Genomic DNA, 25,992 nt, shown 5'->3' on the forward strand with positions numbered 1-25,992 from the left:
ATCTACACAGGCGAAGACACTCTTTCCCTACACGACGCTCTTCCGATCTATTCCATTATCTAAACTATGCTCTGGATTATCAAGCGGCACTGCATCTGTTAAAATAACATCTGTTGCATCTGAAGGTCCAACGTTGCTTACTACTAAATCATAAATAGCCTGTTCTCCTGCTACAACTGGAATAGGAGTAATACCTTTTATAACACTTATATCTGCAAGTTGCTCTACTGGGTCAGTTACTGTATCTGTATTATTATCAAGATTTGGATCTGGTGTTGTACTTAGTGCTGTTGCTGTATTTACTATGTCACCTACAAATCCTGAAGGAACATCTCCTCTTATTAAAACATCTACTGCACCACCACTGACTATTGTTCCAAGGTTTGTATTTCCACCCCATACAGCCCATGAGATACCATTATTTAAGCTTATTTCTGGATTTTCAAGTGGGATAACATCACTTAAATTTACATTAAGTGCATCTGATGGACCTACGTTGCTTACTACAAAACTGTATATAGCTTCTTCTCCAGCTACTAAAGGATTAGTATCAGTTGTTTTAACAATACTTACATCCGCTAAGTTTGTTACACTAGTTTTTACAGTATCTGTATTGTTTGTTATATCTGGATCTGGTGTCGGACTTGTTACAGTTGCTGTATTATCTATACTTCCTACTATACTTACTGGAATTATACCTCTTAATAAAATACTTTCTGATGCACCTACACCTAAAGTTCCTATATTTAAATTTCCTAGCCAAGGGTTCCAACTTAAACCATTATCCACACTAAATTCTGGAGTATCAAGTGGCATTACATCCACTATATCTACATCTAAAGCATCTGAAGGTCCTGCATTTGATACTGTTAAAGTATAAACTAACTCTTCTCCGGCAATTACAGGATCTGGACTTGCTGTTTTAATGATACTTAAATCTGCAGATGTTTCAACTTGTGTTGTAATTGTATCTGTATTATTTGCTGAAATAGGGTCTGGAGTTGTACTTGCAACTGTTGCTGTATTATTTATACTTCCAACTGTATCTTGTGGAATTATTCCTCTAATTAAAATATCTTGTGTTTGTCCTGGTATGAAGGTTCCAAGAGCTATATTTCCTATCCATAAAAACCAAGTTGTTCCACCATCTAAACTATATTCAGCTCCATTTAAAGGAATGACATCAGTTATAGTTACATTAGATGCATCTGATGGGCCTGCATTCATTACTGCTAAAGTATAAATTAACTGTTCCCCTGCAATTACAGGATCTGGACTTCCAGTTTTAATAATACTCATATCCGCTAATTGAACAATTAGTGTTGTCACTGTATCTGTATTATTACTTAAATCTGGATCAGCTGTTGTACTTACTACTGCTGCTGTGTTAACTAAAGTTCCTGTTGCATCATGTGCAACATCTCCTCTAATTAAAACTGTAATAGTTGTGAATGCTGCTATTGTTCCAAGACTTAAATTTCCAAGCCATGGTAGCCATGTTGTCCCCCCATCTAAGCTATACTCTACATTACTTATAACTCCTGGAATTGTATCTGTTAAATCTACATTTTCAGCATTACTTGGTCCTGTATTGTTAATTACCAAAGTATAGACTATCTGTTCACCTGCATTTACGGGATCTGGACTTGCTGTTTTAACTATGCTTAAGTCTGCTACATTAACTGTTGCTCTTACTTCATTTGATGTTTCAGTTATTGGTACTCCATTGCTTTGATAATCTACATCTGCAGAATTCACTATCGGATTTAGCACTGGAATTGTATTTATTATTATGTCAAACTCAACTGTTACAACTTGACTAGGTGCTATAAGATTTGGTAGTGTTACTCCAACATTCGGGTCATCTCCACTTAGAACTGCATCAACTGTTAATGTTCCTGGATCATAACTTGTCCCATTAGGAACTACATCTGTTAAAATAGTATTTATTGCATCAATATTACCTATATTAGTTACTTCTATGGTATACGTGATAGTATCACCAACATCAACAACATCTGTACTTTGACTCTTAACAATGGTAAGTTCTGCATCACCTACCATTTCTACTAAATAGTCCTCTACCTCTCCATCTACTGCTGCACCAAAACTTCTTGTATCTTCATCTGTTGGTCCACCATTATTTACAAGCGTATCTGTTGTTATCCTTACTCTCATAAAAGTATCAGTATCTAAAGTTGTAGGAATTCCTGTAAAGTCTAAATTTATTGTTTGAACGCCTACTTGACTTGGAATAATTGTTGTAAAACTTTCATTTGTTTGGAAGATACCATCTTGGTTATAATCTATCCAAGCATATATATTAGCAGTTTGTCCTGTATTATTAGTAAAATCAACTGGAACACTGAAATTTACTATTGCTATCGGTATTTGTACCGGTGCTATAAGACCCTCATCTACATCACCTGTTGCTATTGGATTTTGTAATCCATCATCTTCTGCAGTTACTCCCTGTCCTACAAATAATTCATTTATAATTTGATGTCTTGGTCCATCATTAGAAAGTAAAGTTCTATAATTCCCTGGACTTGTTCCCACTATAATATCTGGTGCATCACCAAAATCAAGCTCAATAATTGCATCTAAGCACATTGTTGCATCATTTCTGATTGTTCCAAGTGTTTGTGAGAATAAATCCCCGTCCATAGTTCCCCCAATATTTTGCCATCTTACAACATCACCTGTGTCATTATCTATACCATAAATAAATCCTTGTGCATCTGATGCTATGCCTCCATATTCCAATGGAAATCCTATATCTGTTGGTAAAAGATTGGTTTGTCCTGTTGCAGGATCCATTGTTAAGAACTGTGTTGGTGGATCTGCTATTGAATATAGCAATCCATCATTGACATTATAAGTCCAGTCTCCTTGTGTAAGAGTTCCTACTGGAAGAACCGGTGTAGATGTTGTCGTTGTAATATAGCCATTAGTTGGATCTACTAATTGACCATAAGTTAGAGAACCCGGTCTTAAATCTACTGTCCAATAATAATCTCTATTTGATCTTTTAAAATAATAAAAACCTTGATCATCAATGGCTCCAACATTAAGTCCTGCTGTATCAGTTACATTTGGAATAGGACCCAAGTCCACTACATTTCCAAGTGAATCTATTTGAGCTAAATTTCTTTGTATTGAACTTCCACTACCATCAAAAATAGTTAAATTACCATAAATATAATCATCTAAGATATTATATCCTATGGCATTTAGAACATATCCCATATCTATATTTACAATTTCAACATCCCCAGTTACAGTGTTAATTCTTCTGAATTCTGAATTTTGAAGTAATTCTGCAACTACTTGGTACATAAATGTATCACATATAAAAGCTTCCAATATAAATGTTTGAACTTCATTACTAGTTACAGTTGTTACTGGATTTCCACCATAATCATAATCTAGATCAGCTGTATTTAATAAAATATTCGGATTTGGAATACTATCTACTGTAACTTTAAAACTTACCGTAGTACTAGCTCCTGGAAGTATATCCGGAACGCTTATACCAATTTCTGGATTTGCACCTTCATCTGCTACCCCATTAACAATAACACTGCCACCAACAAAACTTGTTTCTGCTGGTATAATATCTGTAATAGTTGTAAGTCCCATAGTTATATTCCCATTATTTTGTATAATAAAACTATACTCTAATTCATCCCCAACCTGTGCAACTGCTAAATCAACCGCTTTAGTTATTACTGTATTAGCTAAAACATTATTAGTTGTAAAACCAATTGTATTCACCAGATAAGAATCGCCCACAGTTGTAATTCTGACTACCGCATCAGTTTGTGAATTAGCCATTAATCCACTTACATCTTGAGTATTTACATCCCATCCATGTCTTGAACCACTTGTATTTGAATTTGTAAATGTGTCATTATTTCTTGTGCCAAAAGTTCCACTTGTGTCTAAATTTCCTGATGAATCTGTTATTATTCCACCAAAAAAGTTTGTAACTGCGTTCACTGGCCCTGACAGTGCAGTTAAAGTTCCTGCATCTGGTCCAAAAAGTGCTTGGTCTCCACCAATATCTCCATCACCTTCTTGTGCACTTAAATATAAATTACTCTCTATTGGTCCAGTTGGTAAAGTTTCAAATCCTCCAATTGGAATATCTACTGCTCCACTTCCAGCTGTAATTCCCTGTGCCCCTACATATAAATATATATTTTTATAGTCTTCCGCTGGATTTTCATAAACAACAGCAAGTGTCCACCCTACATGTGATGTTCTCCCTGAATAATTACTTATATTTGTTATTAATGATGGTACTTGTTCTGTTGAATAAGTACCTACACCGACGCCCTGAACTATTGATGTTACATCCGCACTTCTCATATACCATTCAACAGTCGTAAATCCTGGTGATATATTAGTATATTCCTGTCCTGTTGTAGGATCTGGATTTACTGATATTCCATTAAAAAGAATGGGATCATCAATAAGAGCTACAATTGTATCACTTTCTGGTGGCTCTGGATTCCCAACAAATATATAATCATATGAAAAGATTGCTCCCCAAATAAGTTCAGCTCTAACAACTGTACTTCCTACTGGAAGAACAAGCTGTGCTTCTGAACCATTCTCTAAATAATCTAAAGTTGTTCCTGCTGGAAATGTATTAACTTGATTGGCTAAGTCTAATGAAACAAAAGCTCCCATTGTACCTTGAACACCAGGCTCATATACATTAGTTTCTTGACTTAAACCTAATGTATTACCAGTTAAGACTAGTCCTCCATTAGTACTTGTTGTATATCTCAAATTTAAAGGCATTTATATTTCCTCCTTTGTGTATATTTTTTATTTTTATAAAACATATTAAATAACTTGCAAATTTCTTTTTAGAAATTTATTTTATAATTTATCTTATCCACTCCTTACATAAATTAATTAATTACTAACGTAAATTTTATGTTGGCCTAAAATGTCTGATATTTATTTTCAGTGAATTTTTTAATTCCTTATTTTTAAATTTCATTTACATATTTCTCTTTATTTTATGCTTTCCCCTTCAAATTTGGGACAAAAAAAAGTAATATGCTACTGAACATATTACTTGAAAATAAAAAATGTAATTAAATCTCTTCTACAGAAATTTAATTATAAAAATATATTGTTTTTTAGCTAACTAAAAAAGTTGTAGTTAAATTATAAAGATTTTAGCAACAACTTTTCCACTTCAACTTTTAAGTGTAAAATAAAATGCTTGCTCCTAAGTTAATCTCACTAGGATTTAAAATATCCACTACACTGTATTCTATATTATGAAATATTTCTACACTGTCTCCCTCTTCATAATCTGGTGATAATATAATTTGACTAGTAAAAGGAATACTCCATGTTTTCAGTCTAATTTCAGCATCTAAATTCATTACTGCATATTGAACAAGCGCATCTATATGTCCAAAAAATTTCAATTGACATCCTGAAAGTATATTACCATCATGACCTCTAAAGCATATTCCTTCAAAAACATATTGTTCATCCACAATTACTTCCATATCAATATCTTCAACAGATACACTCCCTCTACTACACTCTTCTAAATCTACTAATTTATTTAAACTTACTACCTTAAAATTCATTGCTTTAACTTTAGTTTTTGAAGTAAAAACCTTACTTTCACCTTCTATAAGATCTTCTTGATTCAAAGAATATAAACACTTAGCATAAATTCCACTCCTAATCCAACCATCCTTACTTGTTGATTTCACTCTCATTTTATATTCTATATTACACTCTTGCAATGGTTGTAAATCACCTATATTCAACAGTGAATCTAATATATCTATATTTATTTTTTGTCCATTGAATATTAGCGTTCCTTTAACAAATTCAAGAGAATAATGTATATCCTCAAACAGTTTTATACTAAATAAATTCACTTTTTCATTATTTATAACATTAATTTTATACGTAATAATATCATTAAATTCTACATACTCTTTATTTGCTATTTTAAAAATATTTAGACTTAAATATTTTTCTTCCTCTGCCTCCCTTAAAACTTCCTCACAATAATTTGATAAATCAAGACCTCTATTTTCATTAGTTTCATACTCTCTAAATCTTTTCTTTTTCCTTTCATATCCACTAAACTCTTGTTCTATAGTATGATTTCCATTCCACTGAATATTATCCTCATAGTCTTCATTACAGGACAATACTTCTATCTCAGTACTTACATTATTTGTGTTAATAGATTCCTTTTCGTTTATTATCACTGTTGAAAAATTTCCTATTGTTTTTGGCATAGGCTCGGCTATATTTATACTTACTTCAAAAGTTATAATTACTCTTGAATCTCCATTTATTTTAGGAATAAGAAATCCTAGTTGTGGATATGCACCACCTTGAATATATCCATTAAGCTTTAAGCTATTAATTATATATGTTGTCCCTGACGGTAAATTATCCTGCAAAATTATATTATATACTGGTATTCCACTTAAATTATCTATAATTACTTTATAACTTAAAATTTCTCCTACACTAATTCTTAATTTATCAACTAATTTATAAGCTTTAAGATTTGTGTAGCTCTTACTTTCTTCATAATTAAAATTACTGATACTAGATCCAAAAGAATTGATTTCATATTGTTTTTCTTCATCAAAACAGCTAGTAAAAGCTACCTCTCTCCCATCATTCTTTAAATCAAAACTTATCAAATCAATCCCATTTGAATCATCTACATGATTAATAGAATTGTTCATTTCTTCTCCCCTTACAAAACTTAATTTTAAAAATAAATTAAGTTTATTTCTAGTCTATATACTTATATGTATTTTTCTAAACTTAAAATTAATACCTTAACATCTATCTTTATCTAGTTAAATGTTAAGGCATTAATTAATTTATTTTATTTTATCTTGTGTAAGTTGCGTAATTAGTTTTTCCACCTTTTTGATTGCATGATGATGCATAAGTATCATTACAGTCACAATCATTTTTAGGTTCACATGGATTTACTGAATAACATGGATGACATGGATTTACTGGTGGACAGTTACAATCACATTCACTTGGATCATATGGTTTTACTACTGGATTGTAAGGTAAACATGGATTATATCCACCGCCATTTCCATTTCCACATGGTGCACAAGCTCCACAATTTCCACCTTGAGTATCAATTACAAGTTCTTGACCTGTAATTGCTTTATTTATAATAATTTTATAACATTCATTATCATTATTATCACAAACATCAAACTGATAAAATCCTTCACAATCTGTTATTGTATGAGCTACACCTTCATAATATTTTCTATTACCTTGGCATACCACTCTTACAAGTTTCACTAAGCTATTAGCAACCGGCTCATTACAACAGTTTAAAACTTGTCCCCAAATTCTTTTTGATTCAAATTCATTAACTTTTACATCTGCTCTAATTTCAGCGCTATTATCATTTTTCCCTACATGTATATCTATTGAATTTCCTAAAACTCCACTTGGTTTTGTCATATCTAAAACACTCCTTGTTTCTTAAATTTTTACAAATTTTCTTCTTATTGTTCATTTCATTTATATTAGTTGATTTTAGCTATTATTAAAAATATTACATTTACCATTGCACTTCTGCAATCAATTAAATCTACTTCCATATTTTCAAGTTCTGTTGATACTTCAACATATGAACCTTGAACATAATCTGGTGGTAAAATTAAGAAACTACTAAATGGTACTTCACAATGTGCTGAATGCATAGGTTGAGTTGGTAAAAGTGCTGTATATTCTATACTCATTTTTAATCTTCCATGAATAATTAGTTTAAATCCACTTAGATTTTGACCTTCATGTGATTCTGAAACCATAGTTTCAACTACATAACTATCATCTACAAGGACCTCAACTACTACATCATCAATTTCTTCTATGTCTGGTTTTGCAAGTGGTAAAGTAATTGACTTGCTTAATGCTTGTTGCTTAAATGAAGATATAGTTACACATATTAAAACCATAGCTACATCTGTTTTCTTTTTATTAGTTGCGCTATTTGGTAACTTATAACAATAAGTTGCACATGCTTCATTTTTGATGTATCCAGAGCATGTTCCACTAATAACTTTAGCTTTATAGTCAATTATTACTTGACCCCCTGCTGGTATACGTCCAACATTTAATCCTTTTTCTTTACTTCCCGTATTAACTAATACACCATTGACATATACTGAATTCGGCACAAATTCAAGTGCAGGACTTAATAAATCTTTAACTACTACATCAAAGAGATCTATAGTTCCTGTATTTCTTAGAATAACTTGATAATCAATAATATCATTTAATTGAACTTCATCTGTATTAGCTTGCTTTTCAATATTAAGCTGTGCTACTTCAACTACTACTTGATAAAGATTGCTTTCTATTTCACCTATTTTCACTAATCCATCTGCTGGATCAATATATTTATAAACCGCAGTTGATTGGTTATCAATAGTATCTCCTGATTTGCTTACAACTAATGCATCAAAGAAAACACTTACAGATGAATTAACACCCACAGGTCCTATTTGCACCCCAGCAAGTATATCTGCATCTGGAAGGCTCATTCCATTGATTTTAACACTACCTTCAACAAAGTCTAAATCCGGACTTAGTAAGTCCTTAACAACTACGCTATCTAAAATATAGCCTGTAGTATTTGTGAAAATTAACTCATAAGTTAAAATTTCACCTACTACAATTTCTGATAGATTAGATGTTTTAATTAATGTTGGAGTTTCTAAATTTATAAAGTCAGTTTGTACTATTACTACCTCAGTTTCTTTTGTGCCTGTGATTAAAGTATCTGGTAATTCATAGTCATACTGTGCATATGCTTTATTTTCTATTGGATCTTCTACAGCCCCAATGACTTCGACTTCATATACAACTACAATATCATCACCTTCAAAATCTATTTCTCCAACATTTAAACCTACACTTAAATCTGGATCATTAGCTACTATCCCATCAACAGTAACTGCTCCAGAAACTAATTCTGTAGATGGACTTATTAAATCTTTAAGTATTATATTTAAGAGGTTAATAGTTCCTGTGTTTGAAAGAGTAACTGTATAGGTAATAATATCTCCTAATTTTACTACACCTGGAGTTCCTACTTTTATAATACTAAGCTCGGCTGTTTCAACATCTATCATAAGTGGGTCTGGAGTGCTTAAATCATCTCCAATTTTCAACTCCCCATCTACAGGATCAATATAGTTATATACTACAGTGGCTGTATTATCTAAACTTCCAGTTGTATTTCCTATAACTTTTGCATCAAATGTTATCTCAATTATAGCAAGATCTGCTAGTGGCCCCACTTCTACACCTGCTAATATATCTGCAAGTGGCGCTCCTGTCCCATTAACTTTAGCACTGCCTTGAGCAAATTTTAAATCTGGATTTAATAAATCTTTAATTACTACACTATTTAATAAAAAACCTGTATCATTTGTAAATTCTAATGTGTAAGTTATCACATCACCAACAATTACCTCTACACGATTAGCTGATTTTACTAATGCCATGTTTTCTCACCTCACCTTTTATTATAATTTCTTGACATCTACTAAAAGCATTACACACTTATGAATTGTTCTTTCATCAAGCATTCTGCTTTCTACACATTCAACGTAAGGTGTTATACTTAATCTACCCTTTTTAAATATTTTACAAATATCTTCCCCATTAATTTCTTCTGGAACAATAATAAATAAATTTTTTATTGTTTCAAAATGAGCTGCATGAACTGATTGTGTACAATGGTCTGCAACATAAGTTATCTTTTCTTTAATTCTAAGTTTTACTACAAGCTTGTAACCTGTTAGAATTTGACCTTCATTTGATAAACCTTTTTCTGTTTTAATAAGTTTTTTATCTTCTACTGTAACATCTACTAATGTTTTTAAAAGTCTTTCCATGTCTGGTTTTTGACAAGGAATTGCTAATATTTCGTTTATTATCTCCTCTTTAAAGTATTTAGCATATTCTGGAATACTTTGATTTGGAGAAAAATCGCTTCTAAATGACATATTCACTACCCCCTTAGCATAAATCTGCAACTGTTAATAATGTAACATTTCCAAATAAGCATCTACAATCTTGTTGATTAACGTAGACATCTTCTATATATATATCTGGAGCTACTATACTTAAGCCTTTAAAGCCTAATGGTAAAACTACATACTCACAGAATGGAATTGTAACATGAAAACTGTGCATGCTTTGACATGGTTCATCTGCAACATAATTTATTTTTAAAACTATATCACCCATAACTAAAAGTTTATTTCCTGTTATTTCTTGACCTTCAGCTGAAATCCCCTTAGGTGTCTTAACTATTTTATATCTGACAACCTTTTTCTTAATTACAACTTTAACTACTTGCTCTATATCTGGCTTTTCTTCTGGAACACAAAGATTTACATCTATTGTTGCTTGTTTAAAGCTCTTAGTACTTAATGCACACTCGCCTTTATCCATTAGATCAATACCTTGGTACTCTATAAGATTTCTTACAAAACTACCCATACTTACCTCCTTAAAATAAAAATCTTATTTAATATATACTATTTCTTCACTACCTAAGTTGATACAATTATTTTTTTTTCAGAAAAATAAAAATACATGCTCTAATCCTTTAAAACATGCCTTATAATTATCTTAAAATAACTTATTATTATATTCTCCACACCTATAATAATAAGTTGTTTTAAGATTTCGAAAATTATCAGACAAATAAAAAATGACAAGTTCTAAAAAGCTAGAACCTGCCATCTTCAAATTTATTATTTTATATTTCTTTGCTAAGTTTTATAAATTCTTCTATATCTTCCTCTATTGTTTTAAGAGAATTTCTCCAGAAGTCTTCTGACTCTATATCTATATTCATAAGTTTTGTTACATCTGCAAGTTTGTTCTTACCTGTAACGGCTAAAAGTTTATCATAATCTTTTACAAACTCTTCACCTTTATTTAGGTACTCTGCATATAACCCTTTTGCAAATAATAATCCAAATGCATATGGGAAGTTATAAAAGTTTAGGTATGCACTATAATAATGTGGCTTACATGCCCACATGTATGGGTGAAGGAAGTCATTGTCAAGTCCATTTCCATATGATTTTTTTTGTGCATCTATCATTATTTCTTTAAGTTCTTTTGCTGATAATGAACCATTTTTTCTTCTTTCGAATAACTCTGATTCAAATAAAAATCTACTTAATATATCAACTATTATTTGTGCACAGTCTGAAAGTTCTGCTTCTAATATAGAAAATGCTACTTTCTTTTCTGAATTTTTAATAGCTGCCTTTTTAACTATTGTTTCACAGAAAGTTGAAGCTGTTTCTGCTATTGGCATTGGATAATCAGCATTTATTACACTCTCATCTTTTAAACACTCTCCATGATATCCGTGTCCAAGTTCATGTGCCATTGTTGTTATATCTGTAAAGTTACCACCAAAGTTAAGCATTACTCTGCTCTCTTTAAGTGAGTGAACTCCCTGACAGAATGCACCACCAACTTTTCCTTCTCTTGGGTATACATCAACCCATTTCTTATCAAATGCAGTTTCTGCAAAGTTTCTAAGTCTATCTGAGAATGTTCCAAAGTTTTCAAATACAAAAGCCTTAGCCTCTTCTAGTGTATAAGTTTTATCTCCACCCTCTAGTGGTGCAAACATATCATAGAATGGCAATCCATTTTTATGACCAAGCATTTCACCTTTTCTTTTAAAGAATTTTTCAAATACAGGAAGACTTTCCTTCATAGCACTAAGCATTGCGTCTAAAGTTTTCTTACTCATTCTTGATTTTAATAAAACATCTTGAAGAGGTGATTCAAATCCTCTTGCCTCACAAGTTGTTATAACTTCGCCTTTAATTCCACAAAGGGAAGCTGCTACTGAGTTTTCTATCTTCTCGTAAGCTTTAAGTTCTGCAAAGTAAGCTATTTTTCTTACTTCTGGGTCTTTGTCATATGCAAGATTTCTTACCATTGTAAGTGGCATTTGCTTTTTCTCACCATTAAGTTCTATATCTACTAAAAGTGATGAAGTTTCAAGTTCCATTAGTTTTTCAAAAGCACTTGAACCTGTTGTTTGCATTTTTGCAATCATAAGTTCTTCTTTATCACTTAAAATATATTTACTGCTTTCTTTAATTTCTATAAGGTGGAAGCTATGATCTTTTAAAAGTTCTGATTTTTCTGTAATAACTTCTATATTATCTATATTTCCTATCCATTTTGAAATTCTAGCACCTGTATCAGCAGTTTTTGCTACAAGTTTTTGAAGATTTTCAAGTGTTTTAAGTGCTACTTCATTTTTAGTATCAACACTTAGTGTAAGTTGTGTATATAAGAATAAATCACTTGTTAAATATTCTAGTTCCTGAGTATTCTTTATATAACGCTCTAGTCTTTGCACTATATCTTTATCTGAATCTATTATGCTATCCGCAAATCCTTTATAATTTGCAACTATATTTTCTAATTTTTTATAATCATTTTTAAACTTCTCACTATCAAACCCTGTGTAAAGTTCATCAAGACTCCATTTTACTTCCATTATGTGTCACCTTTCCTTTTTAGACTCAATGCATAATAACACTGGATCTTTTATTTTAATTAAGCTATGCTCAATTTATGTATTTTTTATATGTATTTTTAACTTAAGTTGCTTGTTTTATATGGATATTAATCTATCACTATGTATCCATCCAATTTGATTGTTGTAAAATATTTCTACCATATCACCAATACCTGCAATAATAACAGGTGTAAAGTTCATTAGCTCATTATAATTAAGTGTTCTCTCTACATTCCCTAACATATATGGTGTTTTATAAATATTAAACCCACTAATTTTATAATCCTCTGTATTAGAAAGTTTATATAATTTTAAATTACTTACATAACTTAGTTGTCGTGGTTTTACATTCCCAAGTAGGTTAATTTTACTTGGCATTATAAATGCATAACTTATATTACTACTCCCAAGTTCACTATAACTAACATAGTAGTAGCCATTTATAGCACCAATTACATTTAATTTTTTTGCGTTTGAAAAAATATTTTCTATATTATATTTACTAGGTTTTGTTTGAAGTGGATTTACTATTCCACTCTTTATTTCTACCTTATTTGATATTGCATACATAGCAAAAGGAGTTCTAGCTAGCCCTATTTCTCCACCATCAACCATATACTCATATGTTCCTTTTGGAATCATTATCCCATTATCATATTTTAATGATGTAACCACCCTTACTGATTTTTGCAGTGGATACTTTCCTATGTTAATAAGCTTTTGTGCACCTAATAACTCTTGCTTTTGTGCTTTTGTATATATAGTTTTTTTTATGTTGGTATTAAAATTATTATCATTTGATTTTTTTATTGATGAAACTCTCTGTGTTGTTTTAGGAGTTTCCTTGCTTATTGAATTACCAATATAATAAGAAACTGAAAGAACCACAACTAATGAGACCGCCATTATAAATTTAAGCTTCATCTTACTCTATTACCTCATCTCTTGTTCTAAATATTTAAACAAAGTTAATACTTTGTATCTTTTATAATATTATATCACTTATTTATTCTAGAAATGCTACAATATTGTACTTTAATGAAACCTTAAAATATTCTAAGAATTTTTATTATAAGTTTAAAAGAAATTCATTATACAAAATAATTTAATAAAATATATAAATAACTATTGTGATTATTATTAAATTTAAGCTTTACTTTTGGGAATACTAATAAATGTATTATTAACTCCTCTCCCTAAAATCGGTATAATACTATTGTATGAAAGTTAGGAGCTACAATGAAAAATAAAACAAATAAAACAAATAAAAAAATAATTCCAAAAGATTATAAAAATATAAATAAATATATATCATCACCAAATGTAAAAAGATATATAAATGAAGCTATTGATTTATCTGATAATTGTAAAAAAACAATTGCTAACTTAATTTCAGAAAAATTTATAGACTTTATGACACCTATTGAAAATATTATAAAAGATTTATTTAATGATTTATCATTAGAAATTATGAGAAGATATCAAGAAATTTTTTCAACTAAAACACATGATATATTCCAACAAAATCTATCACTTGTTTCTAGCTTAGAAATTCATAAACTTTATAATGATTTAGAGTCTGAAATAATATCTGATGGGAAAATAATTCTAGAAAATTCTAATACTCTTGATGATATTTATGGAATATTTAATGAATATTTAATTAATTTTGATAAAATTGTTTTATCTGCTGCAAATCTTAAAATACTTGCAGTTATAAATCATCTTGAATTTATTCAACTTGATAGTAAGAATTATATAAATAACTTAGTTCAATCTGTTAGCAAAGAAGCCTTTGATTTATATAGTGAAGAAATGGATAGATATTTTCTTGATATCCAGAGCTTTATTAATACTAATAACAGTATTTTAACAGAACATTTAAAAAGCAAATTACATCATAAAAACCATGAAAATACTATTGATAATTTTTTCAATTGGGTAAAAGATACAGAAGAAGATTTGCATAAAACAAAGAGTAAAATATTTACACATTATAAATATCAAGAACTCAATAAAATAGCTACTGATAATGGCTTTATTTTAAATAGAATTACTGGTGGTCATGGTATATTTATAAATAATTCTGGACTTGTAACTGTAATTCCACAAGGCAGAGATATTGGTAAGGGGCTACAAATAAAAATCCTTAAAAGTATTGGTGTTCGTAATTAATTACTTATTATTAAATATAATTTTAAAAAAGGGTAAAACTATTGTTAAATATTATGTTATTATATTACTCAGTAATAGTTTTTTATTTTACTCAAACAAAAGAAAATTTTAATGGTTAACAAAGGAGATTTCAAATGATAAAAAAGAAAGTAATTCTTATTATTTCTGTACTTGTCGTACTTGGTGGTGCACTTGCAACAGTTGGAATATTTAAGAACTATTCTGATAATCAAACTAGAAGTTATATTCAAAACTCTATTAAAAAAATCAATACTGATATGCAAGATAATAATCTTGCTAGTGCTTCTACCGAGCTAAAATCTCTTACAACTAGAAGCAAAGGGCTAAATGATAAAGAATTAAATGATAAGGTTACTGACCTTACAACTGCACTTATAAAACAACAAAATGAAGTTCAAATTCAAGCAGATTTAAAAAACCTTTCAAATCTTATAGAAAAAGGTTCATTATCTGAAGCTGCTTTTGAAGCTCAAAAAATAGCTGGCGAACCACTTTCTCCTGCTGATATAAAAGAGCTTAAAAAACAAGAATCAAAACTTGATAATGCTAATGATGATGAAAAAACTGCTACGGTTGAATCAAATGCTATGAGCACATTAAGTGATTTAATAGATGAAGGTAGATATACAAATGCTAATAAATTTTTAGAAAATCTTGATACTTCTGGTTTTAGTGATACTAATTTATCTAAAATCCAAGGTTATAGTAAGCAAATCCAGCAATATCAAAATCAATTTAAATTAGATGATTATGATATTCCAAGTTCTCAGCTTAAAGGCTTATATAAAGAAGCATTCCCTACATCTAAAGATAGTATTTCAATTTCAAGTACAGTACCAGTTTACTTCATAAGTAATACACCTGTTTATCAGGTTAGTGTTTCTAGTAGTCCATCTACTATTTATTTATCTGCAGATGGGAAAAATGTTACAAAAACTCAGTTTACAACTGAATTAAATAATAAAAACTTATACACTATTGAGAATGGAAAGAAAGTTTTAGCTGATAGTATTCCTAGTGATTCTCAGTAAATTTTATATATAAATAGGGGGCAATAATGAATTTTAAATTTTTAAAATCTAATTTTTATGACTTAGAAAATAAAATATCTAGCTACTTTACAAATAATGATATTTTAATCGACTCGTATCTTGAAGAAATTGTACTAAGGTCAAATTTTTATAAAATAATGATTGATAATACTTATATTGGTTTTTGTGCTATTGAAAAAAAACATACACTTGTTTTATTTAATCTTGAACTAGAATTTGCACATCTTGGTGAGGATGTATTTTTTAAAGCTAGAAAACTTGAATTTATAAGTAATGCACTCATTTCAACCTCTGATGAATATTTTATGGCACATGCTATGGATAGTTTTGGAACTTTTGAAAAAGAGGGTTACTTTACAAGACTCAGAAATGATAGTTTAAAGATATCTTCTAATACAATTCTTAGCCTTGCAACTATGCAAGACTTTGAAATGATAAATGAACTTAGTGAACAGTTCTATCAAGAAAGTTTATCAAGAATGTTAGAAGAAAAAACTTTTTATCTTGCTAAAAATAAACTTGGGGAACTTGTCGGCTTTGGACATGCAGAACCTGGTAAAATCAATAAAGATAAAATTAGTGTAGGAATGTTTGTTATTGCTTCTCATAGAAGCAATGGTCATGGTTCTGATATTTTAAGAGGACTAAGAGATTTAGTTATTGCACTAGAAAAAACTCCTATTGCAGGATGCTGGGCATTTAATCATAATTCACTTAAAGCACAAATTAATGCTGGATTTTATCCTGCAACTAGAATGGTTAAATTCAAATAAAAATTTAAAGTTTTCTCAAAAAAGAACCTATAAGCTTATCATATTTTTAATAAATGATGAGTATAGGTTCTTTTTTTATAGAAAATTTTCAAAATAAGTAAATACTATTATTTTGAGCTACCTCCAATAAGTTACATATTTTTGACAATTAATTTCTTTATTGTTACTATAAGTTTACATTTTGAATAAAAGAGGTAAACTAATGAAGAAAAAAATATTAATTCCAATAATAATAATAGCAAGTTGTACCATTGGTATAGGTGGTTATTCAATATATAATTCTAGTAAATTAACCCCCAAAGTAACTACACCGTTGGCACAAGTTACTCCAAAAACTCCAGTAGTTATAACCCCTACTCAAACTAAAAAAAACGAAAGTAAAGAAATTGAGAAAATCTTTACTCCTAAAGTAGAAAAACCAATAGCTAAAACTATTGAAAAGCCCCAAATTACTACTAATGAAAAATCAGAAATTAAAACTTCTAAGTCTATATCTTCAATAGAGCAACCACAGCCTCAAAAAACTAAAATTAAACATGAAGCTGATACTGAAGAATCACATATAAATAAATCTACACAGAATACTATAAAAATAAATAATCCCAAAGCAACTACTCACAGAGAAACTAAAAAGCCAACAGAAATTAAACATACAGAAGTTGATAAACCACTAGTAACTGAACATACAGAACACAAAACTTCTGACCACAAAGAAGAAAGTGCAAAGCCTATAAAACATATTAATATTACTAATGAATATTTAAACAGTAAATTTGAGGGTAGCCATCCTAATTCAATATATAATGATGTTCGTAGGTCTATGTACTATGAAGTTTTAAATGCTTTAGGTTCTTCTGCATGGGATAATAATTCAGTACAGGTAAATTTACTAAATAAGGTTAATAATATATCAGATAACAAGCTGCGATCTATTACACCTAAAAGCGTAGACCCTACCTTTGCAACAGTATTAATTAATTATTATTCTAACCCTACACTCCCTATAACTATTAATGTAAATGGAGTACCTAAAACTGTTGATGTCGCATTAGATTCTATGGGCTAATAAAAAGCACTAAAAATATTTTTTATATTTTTAGTGCTTTTTATTATTTTATTTTTCATTATCTTTAACTTCAAATATATCACGTCTTAAAGCTCTTACTACTCCTATAATGCTATCAATATGATATTTCATGTAATATATTGAATCTTCAAAAGATGGGTCTGTATCTTTTATTTTATTAAAAAGTGGATATATATATTTTTCTGTGTCTGCTACATACTTACCAATTTTTTGATCATCAAAGAATTGAAGTGTTGCTATATTATGGCATCTATCTGCTATTTTAACTATTGCTGCTTTTGATGAACCTGCAATATTATTATAGTATGCATCAGCCTTATAATCCTTCTCTTTAGTTAAAAGAACTATAATCTCAACAGCATCCTTTGGTAACTTTTGCTCATTTACAAGCATTTTTGATGTCATACTTGTATCCTCTAACACATCATGTAAAAGAGCTGCAATTATCATATTTTCATCTGCTATCCCAAGTGATATTAGTCCATTTGCTACTCTCACTGGATGTATAATATAAGGTTCTCCACTTCTTCTTGTTTGCCCCTCATGTAATCTTTCTGCTAAAATTAAAGCCTTTATAGCCTGTAGATAATTCTTTCCTCTTAAATAACCTTTTAAATAAATAATCTCTTTACTCGCACTCATATTTTACCCTCCTAAAATATCAAAACTCTCTCATCTTGATATAGCCCTCTAATTTTATAATATCAAACATTTAATCGTATATTTCTCTAACTTTTTACATTTACTTTCTCTTATTATACCATTTTTCTAAACTTTCTTATATGCCTACTCTTTATAAACATATCATTATATTTTCGTTACTAAATCATTCTACAAAAAATTTATGATATAATATTAAACTGTATAAATTAATATTATAAAGAAGGTTTTAATTAAATGATTAAACTAAATAAACTCCCTAAAATAGGTGCAAGAAATTTTAAGTCATCACTAGCTATTATGATTTCTATAATTATAGCAGAGCTATTTGGTTTTGATACACCTTTTTATGCTGCAATCACATCTGTTGTATGTATGCAAGATTCAGCAGAAAATTCTGTCCACATGGGTAAAAACAGATTTGTAGGAACTGTAATTGGTGCTATTTTTGGAAGTGTTGGTACTCTAATATTAAGCATCAATAGTAATCTAATTCTAAAAATCGGATTAGTCTTTATTCTTAGTACATCTGTAATCTATATCTGTACTATGATAAAAATGCCTGGTGCTGTTACTATTGCTTGTATAGTTTTACTTGGAACACTGCTTTTAAATAGGGATTTTTCAAATTATTACTATGCATTTCACAGATCAGTAGAAACTTTTATAGGTGCTTTAATTGCTATAGCTGTTAATCACTTTGTGCTTCCTCACAAAAAAGTTAAACCTACTGTTGATATAGTTAACAACAAAAAAAGTGCCTAAATCTATTATATGATTTAAGCACTTTTCTATTTTATAAACCCTAACTTATATACTTTTCTTTATATTCTGTAATTGTCATACCCGTCCAACTTTTAAAAGCTCTAATAAATGAATTAGCATCTGAGTATCCAATTAGAAAAGCAATATCATCATTACTTATTGTCCCATCCTTTAGATAACTTCTAGCAAGCAATTCCCTTGTATGGTTTAACTGCTTTATAAATGTAGTCTTTTCCCCTGCAAGCTTTCTTTGAAGTGTTCTAGTGCTTACATCAAGCTCTTTTGCAACCATTTCTATACTTCCATCCCCACTTGGAATAAGTTCAAACAGTGTACTTCTCACATTTGCTGCAAAGCTTGTATCTATTTCCATTTCTTTTATTCTCTTTTGAAGTTCTGGCTCTAAATAACTAAACATAACATTATTTTCTGTTAAAAATGGTTTTTTTACATCTTCTATCTTAAATTCTATTACTGATTTTAAATCCTTATAGGGTTTTATACCAAAGTACTCCTCAAAGTCACTTCCATCATATTCATATAATGAAGTTATTTTAGTTGGAATAATTCTTTGACCTGTTGCTTTCCTTATAATACTAAGTACTAAAACTTGCTCACTAAGAATTGAAAACTTAGGTAATTTATTATTTCCATCATCAAATTTAAATTCTAAAGTTAAGTTTTTAGTATCTATATTAACCTCAAGTACAAACGGTCCTATAAGTTTTTTATATTTAGCTATTGTATTAAAACAAGTTATACCATCCCTTGAACACATAGCTGCAAAAAGTGGAGGTATAAATCCTATCATCTTTTCAATACTGCTATAACACATTAAATCATGAGTACTTATAGCTGCCTCTAAAGAATCCATAAGTTTTATATACTGTTCTCTACTTATAGATAGATTTTTATTATCTAAAGCTTTTATAGGAATATTTGCATTTTTAAAAACAAGCTCTGCATTAATGCCTTTTGATAATATATATTCAAAATATTTTTTATCTATTGAATAGAATTTAGTCATCTTATCACCCTTTTTTATTTTTATATAAATTCAAATTAACTTTTCTATATTTTTAAACTTACATCATTTTTACAATCTTATCAAACATTCTATCAGATACAATTCTTCTTATAAATACAATTGGTTTAGCCGCATAACCGACTAGGTATCTAGTTTTAGGTTTTCTAGCTGTTGCTGCTTTAACTATAGTATTTGCAATTACTATTGGCTTTGTTAGACTCTCTCCAAGGTATCTTTTTCTCATTCCTTTAGCCGCTTTATTAGCTTCTACTGAATAAGCACCATTTTTAGCACTATTTTCTAGATTATCAGCTGCTATTGTTCCCCAATCTGTTTTAATTCCACCTGGCTCTACAACTACAACATCAATTCCAAATGGTGCTACCTCAATTCTTAAACAATCACTAAATCCCTCAACTGCAAACTTTGTTGCATGATACCAACCACCAAAAGCTGTATGCATTTTTCCACCCATTGATGAAATATTAATTATTCTTCCAAATTTATTAGCTCTCATGCTTGGAAGTACCAACTGAGTCATTCTTGCAAGTCCAAATATATTAACTTCTACCTGTCTTCTAGCCTCTTCCATTGAAACATCTTCAATTGCTCCAAAAGAACCATATCCTGCATTGTTTACAAGTACATCAATTCTGCCTTCTTTAGCAAGTATAGTTTCAACACATTTAACCATAGACTCTTCATTTGTTACATCAAGTGCTATTATGTTAATACCTTGTTCTTCTAATTTTTTTAATCTATCAAGTCTTCTAGCTGCCCCATAAATTATATAACCTTTTTTCTTTAGTTCTATCGCTGTATCAAATCCAATTCCACTACTGGCCCCTGTTATAAGTGCTACTTTTTTCATTTGTAATCTCTCCTAAACTTAATTTATATTTATATCAACTTAATTTAATTTCTTTATCTTACTATAAGTATATATCTTTTATAAGTTTATTCTAACAACAAAATATGCCAAATAAAATTCAATTCGCGCCACTTTATGTATTCTTTTTTTAATCAAAAAGTTTTTTTATCTTTTCTACATTTTCTATTCCAACATTATAACCATGATTATAAATCTTTTTAATCTTCTTTATATCTTTTTCAAAACCATTTATACACTCTTCCTTACTTGGTCTTATAATAACTGCTTTTCCCTCTAACTCTAACCTTTCACAAAGGTCTAATGTTTCATTATATTTAATATGCCTAGTTAAAAAACTATCTACTATCTTTGGATATTTCTTTTTTAAAAGTCTTGAAGCAACTTTATTTATTCTCTCAGCACCAAGTCTATATCCATCTGGACTTGTTAAAATTATAAGATGTTTTTCATTACCATCATCAATAGCTTTTTGTACTGGAATAGGGTCACAAAGCCCACCATCATAATATTTATTCTCACCAATACTTATGATAGGAAAAAGAATTGGAATAGCACAAGTTGCCCTAGCCATAGTACATGGCTTATCAATCTCTTTTCCATCAAGATATTCAGCCCTCCCTGTTAAAATATTACTAACTCCTACAATTATTTTCCCCTCATAAGCTCTAAACGTATCATAATCATATAAATCAAGTTTGTTTGGAATCTCATCAAATATAAAATCAAGACCAAATAAACTTCTGTGCTTTATAAAATTTTTAACACCTATATATCTTTTGTCATTTCTGTACTTTTCTAAAACTCTAATATTCCTCTCCTTCTGCTTTGAAACATAAGAAAAACAATTAGAAATCCCAGCAGAAACTCCAATACAATAAGGAAACATAATTTCATTATCTAAAAGCGCATCCATAACACCAGCACTAAATGCTCCTCTAAATGAACCACCTTCTAAAACTAAACTTGGCATACACTCACCTCTTAAATTTGTTCTCTTACTTAAGAGTTTGTGTAAATTTTTAATTTTTATAACCTACTTAATTATGGTAATACAATAGGCACTAGCAAAACCTACTTAGTCAAAGAAACTTCTTATAATTGGATTCACCCTGATGACCTAGCAACATCTTATAGTGAAGTTATCATTCCTCATATACTTTTTTCTACTTTAAAGTTTCTATTTCACATTCTAAAAGCCCTGTAAGTTTTGCTATCATTTCTGTATCTAATCCACTTGATAACATTTCCCTAGCAATATCAAACTTAGCCTCTTTACTCCCTTCTTTTTGCTTTATTTAAAGCACTATTCTCATCTTTCAAGATTTTGCTCTGATTTCATATCTCTGTAGTATAATAAGATGCCTTTTCTAATTTTATATTTGATAATATTATACTTTTTAATTAAGCCTTTGTATTTTCTTTAAAATTCTTCTATTTCCGTTATCTTTCTAACTTATTCTATATTTGACAATAAAATTTTAAAGTGATATAAAATAATTATAGATAAATTAGCACTCTAATCTTTCGAGTGCTAATTTAAAGTATTAGTATTTTATTAGGAGATGATTAATTTGGAAAAGAAACAATTTCAAGCCGAATCAAAAAGATTACTAGATATCGTTATTAACTCAATCTATACAAACAAAGAAATATTTTTAAGAGAACTAATCTCTAATGCAAGTGACGCTATAGACAAGGTATATTACAAGACATTATCAGATAGTTCTTTAACTTTTAATAGAGCTGATTACTTTATAAAACTCATACCAAATAAAAAGAATAGAACTTTAACTATTATAGATAAAGGTATTGGTATGAATGAGGAGGAACTTAATGAAAATCTTGGTATTATAGCCAAAAGTGGTTCTTTAAAATTCAAAACAGAAAATGATTTAAAAGAAGACATTGATATCATCGGGCAGTTTGGTGTTGGATTCTACTCAGCATTTTTAGTATCTAAAAATGTTACTGTTATAACTAAATCTATTGATTCTGATAAAGCTTATAAGTGGGTTTCAGATGGTGTTGAAGGTTATACAGTAGAGGAAACTACAAAAGATTCAGTTGGAACACAAATTATCTTAGAACTTAAAGATAATGATGAAGATGAAAATTATGATTCATATCTTGATATTCATAAATTAAGAGAACTTATAAAAAAATACTCTGACTTTATCAGATACCCAATTAAACTTGATGTAACTAACTCAAAACTTAAAGAAGGTAGCGAGTCAGAATATGAAGATTTTATAGTAGAAGAAACAGTAAATAGTATGGTTCCTTTATGGAGAAAAAATAAAAATGAGCTAACACAAGATGATTATAATAACTTCTATGCTGAAAAAAGATTTGGTTTTGATAAACCACTAAGACATATGCACATAAGTGTTGATGGTATGATAAGTTATAACTCAATATTATTTATTCCATCAAGTACACCATATAACTACTACACTAAAGACTACAAAAAAGGTCTAGAATTATATGCAAATGGTGTATTAATAATGGAAAGCTGCGAAGCCTTACTTCCTGACTACTTTGGATTTGTAAAAGGAATAGTTGACTCACAAGACTTATCACTTAATATCTCAAGAGAGTTATTACAACATGATAGACAGTTAAAGCAAATTGCTAAAAATATAAAAACTAAAATTAAAAACGAACTAAAATCATTAATTAAAAATGATAGAGAAAAATATGATACATTCTTTAAAGAATTTGGGAAACAATTAAAATATGGAATGTATGAAGACTTTGGTACAAATAAAGATGAACTTAAAGAACTTGTAATGTTCTACTCATCAAAAGAGCAAAAGCTTGTTACTCTTGATGAATATATAGAAAGAATGAGTGAGGATCAAAAGTATATTTACTATGCTGCTGGTGAGAGTAAAGAAAAAATTGCAAGAATGCCTCAAACAGAGATGGTTCTTGATAAAGGATTTGAAATACTTTACTTCACAGATGATATAGATGAATTTGCTATAAAAATTCTTGAAAAATATAAAGAAAAAGAATTTAAATCAGTTTCTAGTGGGAATTTAGGATTTGAAACTGAAAATAAAGAAGATGAAGTTATAAAAGAAGAAAATAAAGACTTATTTGCTTCACTAAAAGAAGCTTTAGTAGGTAAAGTTTCTGATGTAAAACCATCTAGCATACTAAAAACTTCACCTGTTTGTTTATCAACTGCTGGAGATTTATCAATAGAGATGGAAAAAATACTTAGTGCTATGCCGAGTAATCAAGATGTTAAATCAGAGAAAATACTTGAAATTAACATTCACCATGATATCTTTAATTCATTAAAAGATTCATTTGAAAATGATAAAGATAAATTTGGATTATATGCAAATATTCTTTATAACCAAGCTTTATTAATAGAGGGTCTTAGTATAGAAGATCCACTTGAATTTACTAATAATCTTTGTAAATTAATGAAATAATCAAGAAAGGTTATCCTAAAATTTTAGGATAACCTTTTTTTAACTATTTTTTTCTATTTTTATCATTTCACCAGTTTCACACTCTTTACAATCTATTATATAGGCCTTCCACTCCTTACTTGTAAACTTATAAAGTATTGCAAGATTTATAGCAAATGCTACAAAAATTAATAAATCTACAAGATTAAATACAAGTGATAATCCATAAACTGCAAGTGCTCCTGTAATTGTTAAAACAATTATATAAGTTGCAATTCTAAGCTTTTCATTTTTCTCAACAATCATCATAAGGAAATAATATCTCCCAAGAAGTGCTGAAAGCCCTGTAAGTATCGAGAATGTTGCAACTGCAATAGCTCCAAATACTCCTGTAACCTTAATTGCTGAATCATAATATCCTGTTAAAACTACTGAATTATCTGCACCAAGATTTATAAGATGATTTTGAACTCCAAAAGAAGTTACATAAGTTGTTGCAAATATTCCAACTATGAAAAGCATTAAAATGACCATAGCAGATGCAAGCGCAGTTTCTCTATGACTAGTTTTACTTTGCTTTGCTGCCATTCCATAAACTCCTATCCCAACATCAGTAACCTGCATAATTTTTTGAATTCCTACCATAAGTCCAAGAGGAACCCCTATAAACATAGTAACAGGATGCCTCATTGAATCTATCATTCTTCCAAAAAATACTGGCCAAAAATCATATGTCTTAAAAAAGAATATGATAAAGAATGTAATATATACACTAACTGATATTGTTGTAAGTGTTGTTAAAGCTTTTATTATAATACCTTGTTTTCTCATAAGAACAATTGCTGAGAGAACTATCATTATAGGTACTATAACAAATAAGAACATCTCATTATTAGAAACTCTTCCTACTCCACTTTTTATAGCAACTATATCAACAGCTCCATTGATAGCACTAAATTGGAATCCCCCAAAACCAAATACAAAAATAATTGTAAATACTATCTTATAAACATTACAAAGCCCATTTCCAAAAAACATCTTAATAGACTCAACTGTAGTCTTATTTAAGATTTTCCCCATAAGAGTTTCTGAATAAGCAAGTGGTGCTAAAAGAATTAGCCCTATAAACGCCCACAAAACTATTCCCTCTATATAAGTTTGTCCTTGTTCTGCTGTACTGCTAAGAGAACCTAGAACACCAATTAAAGCCCCTGTTCCTATAACTGTTCCCATTATAACAATACTATTTTTCATAGTTTTAAATAAATGTAGCCCATTATTTAAAGTTGTTTTATTTTTAACTTTAAAAATCATTCTTATAACTATAATTAACGTAATAATTATTATTAAAGGCATAGCCCATGCCCAAATAATATTTGAAATTGTGTTTACACTTTGCCCCAAGAAGTTTAAAATATTTCCCATAGATAATACCTCTTCTTGATGTAAATTTATAACTGTCTCTAAAACATATTTATCCCCTAAAACAA

18 protein-coding genes are annotated in these 25,992 nt (G+C 29.4%); 6 read left to right on the forward strand and 12 right to left on the reverse strand.

All coding sequences use genetic code 11. The features are described from left to right. Nucleotides 1-5,225: 5,225 nt before the first annotated feature. The 7 genes from Q0V24_RS12135 to Q0V24_RS12165 all read right to left on the reverse strand — a co-directional run bounded on the left by Q0V24_RS12135 (nucleotide 5,226) and on the right by Q0V24_RS12165 (nucleotide 13,549). Complete coding sequence (locus tag Q0V24_RS12135) at nucleotides 5,226-6,755, reverse strand: DUF11 domain-containing protein (protein ID WP_297521850.1); 1,530 nt, start codon at nucleotides 6,753-6,755, stop codon at nucleotides 5,226-5,228. A gap of 151 nt (nucleotides 6,756-6,906) precedes the next feature. Beyond that, entirely contained in the window at nucleotides 6,907-7,509 is a 603-nt protein-coding gene (locus tag Q0V24_RS12140; protein ID WP_297521851.1) for a hypothetical protein, read from the reverse strand. Nucleotides 7,510-7,574: 65 nt separating this feature from the next. Beyond that, nucleotides 7,575-9,560, reverse strand: coding sequence for an SPOCS domain-containing protein (locus Q0V24_RS12145; RefSeq protein WP_297521853.1), 1,986 nt, complete (start codon nucleotides 9,558-9,560; stop codon nucleotides 7,575-7,577). Between the two features lie 21 nt (nucleotides 9,561-9,581). Beyond that, nucleotides 9,582-10,064, reverse strand: a complete 483-nt coding sequence (locus Q0V24_RS12150) for a hypothetical protein (RefSeq protein WP_297521854.1) — start codon at nucleotides 10,062-10,064, stop codon at nucleotides 9,582-9,584. 13 nt (nucleotides 10,065-10,077) lie between these two features. Beyond that, the gene (locus tag Q0V24_RS12155) at nucleotides 10,078-10,563 is read right to left on the reverse strand and encodes an SPOCS domain-containing protein (protein WP_297521856.1); all 486 of its coding nucleotides are present in this window, start codon (nucleotides 10,561-10,563) and stop codon (nucleotides 10,078-10,080) included. A gap of 262 nt (nucleotides 10,564-10,825) precedes the next feature. After that, nucleotides 10,826-12,604 carry a M3 family oligoendopeptidase gene (locus tag Q0V24_RS12160; RefSeq protein ID WP_297521858.1) on the reverse strand — a complete coding sequence of 593 codons (1,779 nt, stop codon included), beginning with the start codon at nucleotides 12,602-12,604 and terminating at the stop codon, nucleotides 10,826-10,828. A gap of 117 nt (nucleotides 12,605-12,721) precedes the next feature. Then, on the reverse strand, nucleotides 12,722-13,549 hold the full coding sequence (locus tag Q0V24_RS12165) for a hypothetical protein (protein ID WP_297521860.1): 828 nt from the start codon (nucleotides 13,547-13,549) through the stop codon (nucleotides 12,722-12,724). A 315-nt stretch (nucleotides 13,550-13,864) separates the two neighbouring features. On the opposite strand from Q0V24_RS12165, the gene Q0V24_RS12170 reads away from it, so the two are divergent. The 4 genes from Q0V24_RS12170 to Q0V24_RS12185 all read left to right on the forward strand — a co-directional run bounded on the left by Q0V24_RS12170 (nucleotide 13,865) and on the right by Q0V24_RS12185 (nucleotide 17,712). After that, complete coding sequence (locus Q0V24_RS12170) at nucleotides 13,865-14,800, forward strand: type II toxin-antitoxin system HicA family toxin (protein ID WP_297521862.1); 936 nt, start codon at nucleotides 13,865-13,867, stop codon at nucleotides 14,798-14,800. Nucleotides 14,801-14,934: 134 nt separating this feature from the next. After that, on the forward strand, nucleotides 14,935-15,852 hold the full coding sequence (locus Q0V24_RS12175; RefSeq protein ID WP_297521864.1) for a hypothetical protein: 918 nt from the start codon (nucleotides 14,935-14,937) through the stop codon (nucleotides 15,850-15,852). Nucleotides 15,853-15,878: 26 nt separating this feature from the next. Beyond that, nucleotides 15,879-16,646 (forward strand): hypothetical protein, encoded by a 768-nt coding sequence (locus tag Q0V24_RS12180; RefSeq protein WP_297521866.1) that lies wholly within the window; start codon nucleotides 15,879-15,881, stop codon nucleotides 16,644-16,646. A gap of 202 nt (nucleotides 16,647-16,848) precedes the next feature. Beyond that, the gene (locus Q0V24_RS12185) at nucleotides 16,849-17,712 is read left to right on the forward strand and encodes a hypothetical protein (protein ID WP_297521868.1); all 864 of its coding nucleotides are present in this window, start codon (nucleotides 16,849-16,851) and stop codon (nucleotides 17,710-17,712) included. A gap of 48 nt (nucleotides 17,713-17,760) precedes the next feature. Here Q0V24_RS12185 and Q0V24_RS12190 read toward each other — a convergent pair whose 3' ends face one another. Continuing rightward, nucleotides 17,761-18,375 carry an HD domain-containing protein gene (locus Q0V24_RS12190; RefSeq protein WP_297521870.1) on the reverse strand — a complete coding sequence of 205 codons (615 nt, stop codon included), beginning with the start codon at nucleotides 18,373-18,375 and terminating at the stop codon, nucleotides 17,761-17,763. A gap of 255 nt (nucleotides 18,376-18,630) precedes the next feature. Between Q0V24_RS12190 and Q0V24_RS12195 the strand changes: the two genes are divergently transcribed. Beyond that, nucleotides 18,631-19,158 carry an aromatic acid exporter family protein gene (locus tag Q0V24_RS12195; RefSeq protein ID WP_297521871.1) on the forward strand — a complete coding sequence of 176 codons (528 nt, stop codon included), beginning with the start codon at nucleotides 18,631-18,633 and terminating at the stop codon, nucleotides 19,156-19,158. Nucleotides 19,159-19,198: 40 nt separating this feature from the next. Here the strand turns inward: Q0V24_RS12195 and Q0V24_RS12200 are convergent, their stop codons facing one another. The 3 genes from Q0V24_RS12200 to Q0V24_RS12210 all read right to left on the reverse strand — a co-directional run bounded on the left by Q0V24_RS12200 (nucleotide 19,199) and on the right by Q0V24_RS12210 (nucleotide 22,047). Continuing rightward, nucleotides 19,199-20,185, reverse strand: a complete 987-nt coding sequence (locus Q0V24_RS12200) for a helix-turn-helix transcriptional regulator (protein WP_297521873.1) — start codon at nucleotides 20,183-20,185, stop codon at nucleotides 19,199-19,201. Between the two features lie 58 nt (nucleotides 20,186-20,243). Further along, on the reverse strand, nucleotides 20,244-21,056 hold the full coding sequence (locus Q0V24_RS12205) for an oxidoreductase (RefSeq protein WP_297521875.1): 813 nt from the start codon (nucleotides 21,054-21,056) through the stop codon (nucleotides 20,244-20,246). A 148-nt stretch (nucleotides 21,057-21,204) separates the two neighbouring features. Further along, nucleotides 21,205-22,047 carry a patatin family protein gene (locus Q0V24_RS12210; protein WP_297521877.1) on the reverse strand — a complete coding sequence of 281 codons (843 nt, stop codon included), beginning with the start codon at nucleotides 22,045-22,047 and terminating at the stop codon, nucleotides 21,205-21,207. A gap of 601 nt (nucleotides 22,048-22,648) precedes the next feature. On the opposite strand from Q0V24_RS12210, the gene htpG reads away from it, so the two are divergent. After that, nucleotides 22,649-24,523: a molecular chaperone HtpG gene (gene htpG / locus Q0V24_RS12215; protein WP_297521879.1), complete on the forward strand. Its 1,875-nt coding sequence runs from the start codon at nucleotides 22,649-22,651 to the stop codon at nucleotides 24,521-24,523. 39 nt (nucleotides 24,524-24,562) lie between these two features. Here htpG and Q0V24_RS12220 read toward each other — a convergent pair whose 3' ends face one another. Next, the gene (locus tag Q0V24_RS12220) at nucleotides 24,563-25,927 is read right to left on the reverse strand and encodes a hypothetical protein (protein WP_297521881.1); all 1,365 of its coding nucleotides are present in this window, start codon (nucleotides 25,925-25,927) and stop codon (nucleotides 24,563-24,565) included. Between the last annotated feature and the right edge of the window lie 65 nt (nucleotides 25,928-25,992).

This window comes from uncultured Clostridium sp., assembly GCF_947039605.1.
In the GTDB taxonomy this organism is placed as follows: domain Bacteria; phylum Bacillota; class Clostridia; order Clostridiales; family Clostridiaceae; genus Sarcina.